The following is a 12,233-nucleotide window of genomic DNA, read 5'->3' as shown; positions in this document are numbered from 1 at the left end:
GATCACCGGGATGCCGCGGCGGACATAGGGCAGGTAGGCGGCGATCATCCGGCGCGCCTCGGCCTTCGCCTCGTCGACCAGACCGGACGCAAGGAAGGTCCGCCCGCAGCAGAGATGCCGCCCGCCCTCTTGGCGCGGATCGACCACATGCACCCGGTAGCCGAGGCGCTGCAGCACGCGCAACGCAGCGCGCAGGTTCTCCGGCTCGAAATAGGTGCTGAAGGTATCGTTCAGCAGGACGACGTCGCGGCCGTCATTCTCATCCGGATCGACGTCTTCCGCCTCGGCGCCCGAGAACGGCGCATCGCTCCACACCGGCAGGCTGCGCTTGGCGCTGAAGCCGAGCAGCCATTCGGAGAGCCCCTTCAGCCCCGGCACCACGTCCCGCGCATTGGCGAGATAGCCGAAGCGGGACGCCGCCTCGGCATAGCGCGGCAGGTAGGAGATCAGGCGATCCTTCAGACCTAAACCATGTTTCTTGCGGTAGTGATGCAGGAACTCGACCTTCATCCGCGCCATATCGACACCGGTCGGGCATTCGCGCTTGCAGCCCTTGCAGGAGACGCAGAGCTCCATCGTCTCCTTCATCTCCTCGGAGACCAGCGCCTCCGGGCCGAGCTGGCCGGAGAGCGCGAGGCGCAGCGTGTTGGCGCGGCCGCGGGTCAGGTCCTTCTCGTTCTGCGTCGCCCGGAAACTCGGGCACATCACGCCGGCATCGCGCTTGCGGCAGGCGCCGTTGTTGTTGCACATCTCGACCGCGCCGGAGAAACCGCCCCATTCGGACCAATCGAGCGCGGTGTCGAGCTTCATCGGCGCATAGCCCGGCTTGAAGCGGAAGAGCGAGCGGTCGTCCATTTTCGGCGGGTTCACGATCCGGCCCGGATTCATCGTGCCGGCAGGATCGAACGCCGCCTTAACGTCGCCGAAGGCCTTCACCAGGCGCTGGCCGAACATCTTCTCGTGGAACTCGGAACGGACGATGCCGTCGCCATGCTCGCCGGAGTGCGAGCCCTTGTATTCGCGGACCATGTCGAAGGCGGCTTCTGCGATGGCGCGCATGCGCTTGACGTCGCCTTCCTCCTTCATGTTCAGCACCGGGCGGACATGCAGGCAGCCGACAGAGGCATGGGCGTACCAGGTGCCGTGCGTGCCGTGGCTCTCAAACACCCGGGTCAGCCGGTCGGTGAATTCCGCCAGATCCTCAAGCGGGACGGCGCAATCCTCGATGAAGGAGACCGGTTTTCCCGCCTGTTTCATCGACATCATGATGTTGAGGCCCTGCTTGCGGACCTCGCCGATGGTGGCCTGCAGCTTCACGTCGGTCGCGTCCACCACCGCGTCCGGATAACCGAGATCGGCCATCAGAACCTCGAGCTGGCGCAGCTGCTTCACGCAGGCGGCGTGATCCTCGCCGGCGAACTCAACGACCAGCACTGAGTCCGGCTCGCCCTTCACGAACTCGGCGATCATCGGCTTGAAGATCGGGATGTCTCGGGCAAGCTCGATCATGTTGCGGTCGATCAGCTCCACCGCGTGCGGCTTCAGCTTTACGATATGCTGGGTCGCATCCATCGCCTTGTAGAAGGTCGGGAAATGGCAAACACCCATGACCCGGTGCTTCGGGATGCGATGCAGCTTCAGTTCAATCTGCCGGAAGGCGGCAAGGGTGCCTTCCGAGCCGACCAGCATGCTCGCCATATTGTGCCCGGCCGGATCGATCGTGTTGATGTTGTAGCCGCCAACCCGGCGCATCAGCTTCGGGAACTTCTCGGCGATCTCCGCCGCCTCGCGCCCGGCAATCGCGCGCATCTCCTGCACCAGATCGCGGTAGCGCGGCTCCGCCTCGATGGCACCGAGATTGCCCGGCACCGGCCCGAAATGGAGCTGCTCGCCGGTCGGCAGCACGGCGTCGATGGAAAGCACGTTGTCGACCATGATGCCGTAATGGATCGAGCGCCCGCCGCAGGAATTGTTCGCTGTCATCCCGCCGATGGTGGCGCGGCTGGCGGTCGAGACATCAACCGGGAAGAAAAGGCCGTAGGGTTTCAGCGCGGCGTTCAGATGGTCGAGCGCGATGCCCGGCTCGACCACGGCGCGCATGTTCTCAGGATCGATCTCGATGATGCGGTTGAGATGCCGGGAGCAGTCCATGACCAGCGAATGGTTCACTGTCTGCCCGCACTGGCTGGTGCCGCCGCCGCGCGGCAGCAGGGAGACGCCGGCCTCCCGGCCGATCTCCATCGCTGCGATCAGATCGTCCTGCGTCCTCGGGACGACGACCCCGACCGGCTCGACCTGGTAGATCGAGGCATCGGTCGAATAGCGTCCGCGGGAGAAGCGGTCGAACAGCACTTCCCCTTCGAGCGCACGGTCGAGGCGTGCGGCCAGAGACCCGTCATGAGACGACACGGCGGCCATCGTTAGCTCCGGAAATTATCGATGCGCAAAGTCTGGCGGCAATTTCCACCATGACAAATCGACTTCCACGATGCGGCAACACGCCGGCACGATGCGGCAGCATGCCGGGCCCGTCAGTCGCGCGCGTGGGCCTTCTCGAAATCCCAGACGTCGCCAAATCCCATGGTGCGGGAGAAGGCGCCGAAATCGTCCAGCTTCTGCGAGGCGCCGAGGCTGGAGCCGGTCTCCTTCAGACGGCCGTAGACGGAACGCAGCGCCGCGCCCATTGCCAAGAACCCGGAGCCCGGATAGATCGCCACGGAATAGCCGAGCTTGGTATATTCCTCGGCGCTCAGCACCGGCGTCTTGCCGCCTTCGACGACGTTCACCAACAGCGGCTTGTCGAAGCTGGCGCAGATTTTCTCCATCTCCTCGACCGATTCCGGCGCCTCGATGAAGAGGATGTCGGCCCCCGCCTTGGCGAAGGCCTCGCCCCGGCGCAGCGCCTCGTCGAGACCGTAATTGGTCCGGGCGTCGGTGCGCGCGACAATGGCGAAGTCCGAGCTGTCCCGGCTTTCCGCCGCGACCTTGATCTTCTCGACCATGTCCTCGAGCGGGATAACCTTGCGGTTCGGCGTGTGACCGCACTTCTTCGGGAATTCCTGGTCCTCGAGCTGGATGCCGGCCGCACCCGCGCGTTCATACCCGCGCACCGTGTGCTGCACGTTGAGCAGCCCGCCGTAGCCGGTATCGCCGTCCGCCACCAGAGGCGCCGAGACCGTATCGGCCAAGACCTTCACCCGTCCGACCATGTCGGTGTAGCTCGCGAGCCCCGCATCCGGCAGCCCGAGATGGGAGCCGACCGCGCCATAGCCGGTCATGTAAAGCGCCTCGAAACCGAACTCGTCGGCGATACGGGCGGAAATGCCATCGAAAATACCGGGGGCAATCAGCAGCTTGCCCGGCTTGATAAGATCCATCAGCCGCGTCACGGCGTCTCCTCTCGATCTCTGGGTTCGACCCCTTGTTTGGCGCACGATAGCGAGCCAAACTGCCGGGGATCAATCCTCGCCCTTTCCACTGACGGAAAAACTCTCTGCGTGGATTGCCCTCAATTCAACCAAGGTGACCCATGTCCAAGGATCTCCTCGCCCCTGTGCTCGCCCGCATCGACGCCGGCCTCGACCAGTCCGTCGAGCGTCTGGTCGACGTTCTCCGCATCCCGAGCATCAGCACCGACCCGAAATACGACCCGGACGTCCGCCGCGCCGCCGAATGGATGGCGACGCAGCTGCAGGACATCGGCTTCGACGCGGCAGTGCGCGACGCCGCCAAGCATCCGATGATGGTCGGCCACATGAAGGGCCCGGAAGGCGCACCGCACATCCTCTATTACGGCCACTACGACGTGCAGCCGGCCGATCCCTACGCGCTCTGGGACAGCGATCCGTTCGAACCGGTCATCGTCGAGGCCGAGCGCGGAAAGCGGATCGTCGCCCGCGGCGCGGTGGACGACAAGGGTCAGGTGATGACCTTCATCGAAGCCTTCCGCGCCTGGAAGGAGGTTCACGGCTCCCTGCCGATCGGCGTCACTGTCCTGCTGGAGGGTGAGGAGGAAAGCGGCAGCGAGAGTCTCGAGCCCTTCATGATCGCCCACAAGGACGAGCTCAAGGCCGATGCCTGCGTCGTCTGCGACACCGGCATGTGGTCGGTCGACAAGCCGGCGATCACCTACATGCTGCGCGGCATCGTCTCCATCGAGGTGAAGATCAAGGGCCCGAGCCGGGACCTGCATTCCGGCATGTATGGCGGCGGCGTGATCAACCCGATCAACCTGCTGGCTAAGATCCTCGGCGACTTCCACGACGAGAGCGGGCGCATTCAAATCGAGGGCTTCTACGACGACGTGCTCGCGGTCGGCGACAACGAGCTGAAGCAGTGGGAAGGGCTCGGCTTCGACGAGAAGGCCTTCCTCGGCGAGATCGGCATGTCCACGCCCGGCGGCGAAAAGGGCTATTCGGCGCTGGAACGGCTCTGGGCGCGTCCGACGCTCGACATCAACGGCATCACCGGCGGCTACCAGGAGCCGGGCGGCAAGACCGTGATCGCCGCCGAGGCCTCGGCCAAGATCACCTGTCGCCTCGTGCCCGACCAGGATCCGGAAAAGGTCATCGCGGGCCTTAAGAAGTTCGTCGCCGACCGGCTGCCGGCCGACTTCAAGCTGGAGATCGTCCATGCCAGCGGCTTCCCCGCCCGCCGGGTGCCGACGGACTCACCCTATCTGCAATCCGCGCTCGCGGGGCTGAAGGACGAATACGCGACCGACGCATTGCTGATCGGCTGCGGCGGCTCGATCCCCGCGGTGGGCTCGATCAAGGATCTGCTCGGCATCGACAGCCTGCTGGTCGGCTTCGGGCTGGAGGACGACCGGGTGCACAGTCCGAACGAGAAGTTCGAGCTGGTCTGCTATCACCGGGGCATCCGCTCCAACGCGGCGATCATGGCCCGGCTGGCGGAGATCAAGCGCTAGCAACGCATAAACTGCATGGCGGAATAGCGCTGCGGGTCTAGCGCCGCAGCGCATTTTTCGCTGGTCTACCCGGGGCATATGCAGTATCTGCGAATCTCGACTTGGGAAACGGATCACGATGATCACGCAGGCTAGAGACCTCCGACGAGCAAACCCGCGACGACGACGTATCGCCGCGCGTTTTGCGCTGTCCGTCATCAAGCTCTAGGCCGTTTCCCTTGCGGGGCGGCTTTCTCCAGGCCGGAAGACCCGCCCAATGATCGTCATCGAAAAAGAAACCGCCGCCGACGCGGCCGCCATCGAATCCCTGCTGGATATCGGCTTCGGTCCCGACCGCATGGGCAAGACCGTCTACCAGCTCCGGGTGGGACAGCCCCTGCCGGAACTCAGCCTCGTCGCCCGGACCGGTTTCGACGCCCGCGTGGGCGCGTCGATCCGCTATTGGCCGATCGACGTCAAGGACGGCCGGAAGACGATCCCCGCCCTGGTGCTCGGCCCGCTTGTCGTCGACCCTGAATTGCAGGGCAAGGGTCTCGGCCGGACGCTGGTCGCACGCTCGCTCGAGGAGGCCGATCAGGACGGCTGGACTCTCTGCCTCGTGGTGGGCGAGCCCTCCTATTACGAGCCCTACGGCTTCATCCCGGCGGAGCCATACGGCTTCGAGCTGCCCGGCCCGGTCGAGCAGCGCCGCTTCCAAGTCCGCGGCACGCCGGAGATCCTGGAGGCACTGTTGGCGACGAAGAGGAAGCGTCCGGTACGGCCTTGGAGCGGAAAGGCAAGTGGCGTAGAAAACATCAGCGGCACGATCCACGCCGCCTGATCCTCCGCCGCACTCAAGGCACGCCGTTACATGTTCGAGACCGACTTCTTCGGATGGGGCGCCCATATCTGGGCCGTCGCCGTCGCGGCAACCTTGCTTGGGGGGATCGTCCGCGGTTTCACCGGTTTCGGCTTCGCCCTTATTGTCATCAGCGCCCTGCTTCTGGTCGCCGATCCGGTTTCGGTCGTTCCTCTCGCCCTGATCCTTGATCTGCTGGCCGGCTTCACGCTGCTGCCGCAGAATTACAAGGATGTGCACTGGAGCGGCATCCGCCTGCTCGTGCTCGGTTCGGTCATCGGTGTTCCCGCCGGCTTCGCGTGTCTCCTGCTGGTCGAACCCGAACCGATGAAGATCGCGATCTATCTCGGCATCCTCGTTTCGGTGCTGCTGATCGCACGCGGCTTCCGGCTCGCCTCCGTGCCGGGCAGCGGGATGCTGGCCGGGACGGGCGTCGTCTCCGGCTTCATGTCGGGGGCCGCCGGGGTGCCGGGGCCGCCGATGGTCCTGCTCTATCTCTCCTCGCCGCTCCCGGTCTCGATCACGCGGGCGACGGGCATCGCCTTCTTCATTGTCGTCGACGTCTTCGCACTGGCGCTTGCCGTCTACAAGGGACTGATCGACACGGACATGATGCTCCGGAGCGCCGTCCTGATCCCCATCATGGCCATTGGAACCTCGCTCGGGCACAAGCTCTTCGGCATCACCCGGCCGGAGGTCGTCAAACGGGCGGCAATCGCCCTGCTCGGGCTGCTGGCGATTGTCGGAATCGGAAAGGTTCTGATAGGTTAGCGCCGCCAACCTGACGGCATCCTCAGACCCACCGGTGAATTCAATGCCGACCCTCTATCACCTCTGGATTTCCCCCTTCTGCCGGAAAATCCGCGTCATTCTGGGCGAGAAGAAGATCGAGGCCGAGCTCAAGGTCGAGCAGGTCTGGGACCGGCGCCCGGACTTCCTCGCCATGAACCCGGACGGCACCGTGCCGGTCTTCGTCGACGACGACGGAACCGTGGTGGCGAATTCTGCAGCGATCTCGGAATATCTTGAGGAAACCCGACCGGAAGTCCCGCTGCTGCCGGGCGACGCGGCGGCCCGGGCTGAGATCCGGCGGCTCGTTGCCTGGTTCGATCTCAAGTTCAACGCTGAAGTGACGGAGATGCTGGTCGGCGAGAAGCTGATGAAGCGCTTCCTCGGCACCGGCGAGCCCTCCAGCGCGGCGATCCGCGCCGGGCACACCAACATCGCCACCCATCTCGCCTATATCAGCTTCCTTGGCGAGCGGCGGAACTGGCTCGCGGGCGACCATTTCAGCCTCGCCGACATCGCGGCGGCGTCACAGCTGTCCGCGGTCGACTATATCGGCGACGTGCCCTGGGAGAAGTATCCGGAAGCCAAGGAATGGTATGCCCGGGTGAAGTCCCGCCCGAGCTTCCGCCCCCTGCTCTCCGACCACATCCCGGGCGTCCGCCCGCCGGCGCACTACGCCAATCTGGATTTCTGAACCGGCGCACTTCCCCACCATCCTCACCCCGGCGCAGGCCGGGGTCCCGGGGATCGAAGGGGGCGTCTTACGCTCTCTGGGTCCCGGCCTGCGCCGGGATGACGGACAAAATTTGGCGCGCTCAGCGCACCTGCACGTCCATTTCCTCGATCCGCGCCCGCGCGGCAGCGGCGGCGCGGCTGTCGGGGTCGTTCTGGATCACCAGCAGCCAGTCGGTCCGCGCGCCGTCGAGATCGCCCTGGTATTGCCTGAGGATGCCGCGCTCGAGCAGCGTGTCCGACTGGTAAGGCAGGATCGCGAGCACGGTCTCGACCTCGGCCCAGGCCTCGTCCAGCCGGTCCAGCTGGCGCAACGCGACGGCGCGGTAGGTGCGGGCCTCGACGAGATCGGGATCGAGCCGGATCGCCTCGTCAAGATCGGAGAGCGCCTGCTCGTAGCGCTCGAGATCCATAAGCGAGACGGCTCGGTCGAGCCAGAGCTCGGAGTCGCCCGGCGCGATTTCGAGCAGATTGTTCTGCAGCGTCAGGGCCTTTTCCGCTCGCCCCGCGAGCGACCAGGCCTGACCGGCCTGCATGAGAATTTCGGCGAGCAGCGATGTGCGCGCGGTTCCGAGATCCATTGCCAAGCGCTCAAGCCGGGCCGCCGCCTCGTCGTACTGGCGCAACTCCAGCAGAGCGACGGCGACGCAATGGCGCGCCGCAAACCCTCCGCCCAGCTTGTGCCAGGCGAGCCCGGCCTTGTAGGCCTCTTCCGGGCGCTCGCGGGCAAGCTGCATGCAGGCCGCGTATTCCTGCTCGTGATCGATCTCCGCAGCCAACGCCGGCGTATCGGTCAAAGGCAGCATCAGCGCCGCCGAGAACAGGATCAGGCAGCGGAGTCGCACAGCGCCGCCACGGTGCCTTTGAGGATGGCGATATCGCGCTCGGTCGAGAGCCGGTGATCGCCGTCCTTGATGAAGCGGATCTGCACGTCCTCGCTCGCGACATTATCGGAAATCTTGAGCGACAGATCGTAGGGTACCGACTCGTCCCGCATTCCATGCAACAGACGGACCGGCGCCGTGATCGGCATTTTCTCGCGCATCACCAGATGGTTTCGCCCGTCCTCGATCAGCTTCATGGTGATCGTGTAGGGCTCGTCGCTGTATTCGGACGGTTCGTAATAGACCCCGTCCCTCTCCAGCGTCCGCTTGATCTCGTCGGAGAAACCGGCCCACATCAGATCCTCGGTGAAATCCGGCGCCGGTGCGATGCCGACCAGGCCCGCGATTCGCGCCGGGCGCTGCAACGCCGTCTGCAGCATGATCCAGCCGCCCATGGAAGAGCCTACCAGCACCAGCGGGCCTTCCGTGACTTCGTCGATCAGGTAGAGCGCATCGGAGAGCCAGGTACCGATGCAGCCGTCCTCGAATTTCCCTGACGACTGGCCATGCCCCTGATAGTCGAGGCGCAGAAAAGCCTGCCCACGCGCCTGCGCGAGGTCCTCCAATGCCATAGCCTTGGTGCCGGTCATGTCCGACATGAAACCGCCGAGAAAGACGATTGTGGGTCCAAGTCCGTCCAGTTTGTGATAAGCGAGACGCGCGCCGTCCGGCTTCTCCGCATAGAGAGGAGAAGGCATCTCGGGCTGCTGGGTTTGCTCTGTCATTGTGGTAAACTTTTTGACAATGAAAACTGAAAGCTTGGAACGCCGGTGAACGACGGCCCGTCCATGAGGCCTAACATACCGAAGCTCCGCCAATCGAGCGGCGATTTCGATATGTTCCGCCATCCGGCTCACGAAAAGAAGCCGGTCGTCCTGCAGGTGCTCCCCGCCCTCGTCTCCGGCGGCGTGGAGCGCGGCACGATCGACGTCGCCAATGCGCTGGTGCAGGCCGGCTGGGACGCGCTGGTGGTCTCGGCAGGAGGCCCGATGGTGCACGAGCTGACCCGCGTCGGCGCGCGCCATATCGAGCATTCGCTCGGCTCCAAGAACCCGATGAGCTGGCGTCAGAATTTCGACTGGCTGGTCGACGTCATCCACAACGAGAATGTCGACATCGTGCATGCCCGCTCGCGCATGCCCGCCTGGATCGCCTGGCGCGCGGCACGCAAGAACAAGGTGCCGTTCGTGACCACCTTCCACGGCCGCTTCCCGGACACCAACCCGCTGAAGAAGCTCTATAATTCGGTGATGGTCCGGGGCGACCGCGTGATCGCGATCTCGCATTTCATCGCCAGCGAAATCGAACGCCGTTTCGGTACCGGCAGCGACAAGTTGCGCATCATCCCACGCGGGGTGAACACCGACCTGTTCGATCCTGACGGCGTCTCCGCCGAGCGCATGATCAAACTGACCCGTGAATGGCGCCTGCCCGACGGTGTGCCGGTCGTCGTGCTGCCCGGCCGGGTGACCCGCTGGAAGGGCCACGAAGTGCTGATCGAGGCCCTGCGGCGGCTCGGAGACCAGCCGGTGCATTGCATCATGGTCGGATCCTACGAAGGCAAGGAAAGCTTCAAGGCGGAACTGGAAGAGAAGATCGCCAAGGCGGGGCTGACCGCCTCGGTCATGTTCACCGGCGCCGCATCGGATCTGCCCTGCGTCTACAAGATTGCCGACGTCGTGGTCTCCGCCTCGATCGATCCGGAGCCTTTCGGCCGGGTGATGATCGAGGCGCAGGCCATGGGCCGCCCGATCGTCGCGACCGACCATGGCGGCGCCAGAGAGTCGGTGCTGCCGGGAGAGACCGGTTTCCTCGTGGCGCCGAACGACCCGGACGCGCTCGCCGCCGGGATCCGCCGGGCGCTTTCGCTCACCTCGGAAGAGCGGGCCGCGCTTTCCGAGAAGGCGATCGCTCATGCCCGCGAGCACTACACGACGCGGGACATGTGTCTCCGGACCCTTTCGGTCTATGAAGAAGTCCTTCCGCTCTCGCCAAATGCCGGCAAGTAAACGCTACGACCGTATCCTGGTCATCAAGCTCGGGGCGCTCGGCGATTTCATCTATGCCGTCGGCCCGATGCAGGCGATCCGCCGCCATCATCCGGATGCAAAGATCACCCTGCTGACCCGCCCCGCCTACGCGGAGCTCGGGGAGCGGACGGGCCTGTTCGACGCTGTCTGGACCGACAGCGAGCCCAAAGCGTGGAACCTGCCGGGCGTATTTGCGCTCCGCTCAAGACTGAAGCGCGGGAAGTTCGACCGGGTCTACGATCTGCAGACCTCGGACCGGACCGGCTTCTACTACCGCCTCTTCCGCCCGGGAAAGGCCCCGGAATGGTCGGGAATCATTCCCGGCGGCGGGCTCTATCATCATTACCAGCGTCCGACCCTGATCCACACCCAGGACCGCCAGCGCACCCAGCTCCGGATCGCCGGGATCGAGGATGTCCGGCCCTCAGATCTCTCCTTCATGACCAGCGACATCTCGCGCTTCGAGCTGCCCGAGCGCTTCGCGCTGCTGATCCCCGGCTCCTCGCTGAAGATGGCGGTCAAGCGCTGGCCGGCGGAATCCTACGGCGCAATCGCGAACTGGCTCGACAGCCAGGAAATCCTGCCGGTGCTGATCGGCGGAGCGGAGGATGCGGGCGCGCTGGAGATCATCCGCGTGATTTGCCCTGCGTCCCGCGATCTCTCGGGCCAGACCTCGCTCTACGACCTGCCCGAACTGGCCCGCGCCGCCCGTCTTGCGATCGGCAACGATACCGGACCGATGCACATAGCGGCCCTCTCCGGTTGTCCGACCGTTGCGATCTTCTCCACCGCGAGTTTTCCGGACAAGGCTGCGCCGCGCGGCGACAATGTCCGTGTGCTTGTGACCGAAAGTCTTTCCGACCTCACCGTCGACGAAGTTGCGGCGGCTGCGGAAACGCTCCTCTCACGCGACAGATGACTATATCCGCGGCCGCTTGACGAAACGGCCACACTCCGCCGCCAAATCCGTGACACTGCGAACCTCGCGGCGCGGAATGTCTCCGAGAAGTTCCATGTGACTCCGATGGGACGGAATGCAAATGGCATTGAGGCTGATATCGCGCGACAAGTCCGAGATGTCGCGATGCTTGTAGTTGGGCCAGGTGAAGACTTTTGTCGCGATACAGAACACGCGATAGCCGAGGGCGATTAACGGCGCAATCCAGGAAAGGTCGTCCCTTTCATCACCGGCCTCGATACTCAGGAACGGGCGGAACCGTTCGACCACCGAAAGGGCGCCCGCCATCACGGACGCCTCGTGACCTTCGACATCCACCTTGATGAGATCGCAACGCTCAATACCGAGATCATCGATGCGGACTTTTTCGGTCTCCACGAACTCTCCGGGAATGCGTCCCGGATGGACCGCGACAGAGAGGGAGCCGAAATCCACCGTGTCGATCCGCGCCACGTCCGGGTCTATGAAGGAACCGGAGCCTGACACGTCAGAAACGATCGCACGGCGACAGATAACGTTGGCACGCCCGTTCAGCTCGATATTGTGACGGAGCAACCCGAAGGCGAAAGGACTGGCCTCAAAAGCCCGGACCGTTCCCTCCACACCGACAACATCCGAGAAAAAAAGCGACATGGCGCCAATATTCGCTCCCACATCGACGACATGATCTCCGGGCTTCAACAAGGGCTGGAAAACGACAGTCTCGCCAAAGCCGTAATCGCCGCATTCCGCCAGTGCGTGATAGAGATAACGGTCCCGGGCCGGGAACACGATCCGCCCGTAGCGGAAATCCGTGCAGATACAGTTGGTGAAACGCACGTCGGCTTCTGATGTCATCGGCAGGCTTTTCCCTGGGTCCGGATAACCGAGCTATAGACGCTTGAATTCTGGTGAACAAGACGCACCGTCCGGGATGGCCCGACAGTCTCCCCTTGCGGTCAGCATGCCCAGGCGCTACATAGCCCAACCACGGATAACGGCAGAATTACGGACCTATGTGGCATCCGATCCAGACGATCGTGACTAGTTAGCCGTTTCGGCCTGGCCGGCCGAGACGGCATACGGATTCGGGAAC

The 12,233-nt window shown here is 64.4% G+C and carries 11 protein-coding genes; 6 read left to right on the top strand and 5 right to left on the bottom strand.

What is annotated here, in order from left to right:
• Positions 1 to 2,418 (bottom strand): FAD-binding and (Fe-S)-binding domain-containing protein (locus JJ959_RS03180; protein ID WP_292879815.1); only part of this gene is annotated, 2,418 nt, incomplete at its 3' end.
• Between the two features lie 113 nt (positions 2,419 to 2,531).
• Positions 2,532 to 3,389, bottom strand: a complete 858-nt coding sequence (locus JJ959_RS03175; protein ID WP_292879814.1) for an isocitrate lyase/PEP mutase family protein — start codon at positions 3,387 to 3,389, stop codon at positions 2,532 to 2,534.
• Positions 3,390 to 3,529: 140 nt separating this feature from the next.
• Here JJ959_RS03175 and JJ959_RS03170 point away from each other — a divergent pair, with 140 nt between their 5' ends.
• The 4 genes from JJ959_RS03170 (at position 3,530) to JJ959_RS03155 (ending at position 7,248) form a co-directional block, all read left to right on the top strand.
• On the top strand, positions 3,530 to 4,927 hold the full coding sequence (locus JJ959_RS03170) for a dipeptidase (protein ID WP_292879813.1): 1,398 nt from the start codon (positions 3,530 to 3,532) through the stop codon (positions 4,925 to 4,927).
• 256 nt (positions 4,928 to 5,183) lie between these two features.
• Positions 5,184 to 5,747, top strand: a complete 564-nt coding sequence (locus tag JJ959_RS03165) for an N-acetyltransferase (RefSeq protein WP_292879812.1) — start codon at positions 5,184 to 5,186, stop codon at positions 5,745 to 5,747.
• 30 nt (positions 5,748 to 5,777) lie between these two features.
• Positions 5,778 to 6,536, top strand: coding sequence for a sulfite exporter TauE/SafE family protein (locus JJ959_RS03160; protein WP_292879811.1), 759 nt, complete (start codon positions 5,778 to 5,780; stop codon positions 6,534 to 6,536).
• Between the two features lie 43 nt (positions 6,537 to 6,579).
• Entirely contained in the window at positions 6,580 to 7,248 is a 669-nt protein-coding gene (locus JJ959_RS03155) for a glutathione S-transferase family protein (RefSeq protein WP_292879810.1), read from the top strand.
• Between the two features lie 121 nt (positions 7,249 to 7,369).
• Here the strand turns inward: JJ959_RS03155 and JJ959_RS03150 are convergent, their stop codons facing one another.
• Both JJ959_RS03150 and JJ959_RS03145 read right to left on the bottom strand, forming a co-directional pair.
• A complete protein-coding gene (locus tag JJ959_RS03150) occupies positions 7,370 to 8,131 on the bottom strand; it encodes a tetratricopeptide repeat protein (protein ID WP_292879809.1) in 762 nt (253 codons plus the stop codon).
• Entirely contained in the window at positions 8,113 to 8,895 is a 783-nt protein-coding gene (locus tag JJ959_RS03145) for an alpha/beta hydrolase (protein WP_292879808.1), read from the bottom strand. The genes JJ959_RS03150 and JJ959_RS03145 overlap by 19 nt, the downstream gene beginning before the upstream one ends.
• 63 nt (positions 8,896 to 8,958) lie before the next feature.
• On the opposite strand from JJ959_RS03145, the gene JJ959_RS03140 reads away from it, so the two are divergent.
• Positions 8,959 to 10,179, top strand: coding sequence for a glycosyltransferase family 4 protein (locus JJ959_RS03140; RefSeq protein WP_292879807.1), 1,221 nt, complete (start codon positions 8,959 to 8,961; stop codon positions 10,177 to 10,179).
• Positions 10,166 to 11,119, top strand: a complete 954-nt coding sequence (locus tag JJ959_RS03135) for a glycosyltransferase family 9 protein (RefSeq protein WP_292879806.1) — start codon at positions 10,166 to 10,168, stop codon at positions 11,117 to 11,119. Before JJ959_RS03140 ends, JJ959_RS03135 begins: the two co-directional genes overlap by 14 nt.
• On the opposite strand, the gene JJ959_RS03130 is transcribed toward JJ959_RS03135, so the two are convergent.
• Positions 11,120 to 11,995: an FkbM family methyltransferase gene (locus JJ959_RS03130; RefSeq protein WP_292879805.1), complete on the bottom strand. Its 876-nt coding sequence runs from the start codon at positions 11,993 to 11,995 to the stop codon at positions 11,120 to 11,122.
• Between the last annotated feature and the right edge of the window lie 238 nt (positions 11,996 to 12,233).

Origin of the sequence: Nisaea sp. (genome assembly GCF_017640745.1) — a bacterium.
Lineage (GTDB): Bacteria > Pseudomonadota > Alphaproteobacteria > Thalassobaculales > Thalassobaculaceae > Nisaea.
This window is presented reverse-complemented; position numbering and strand designations above follow the sequence as displayed.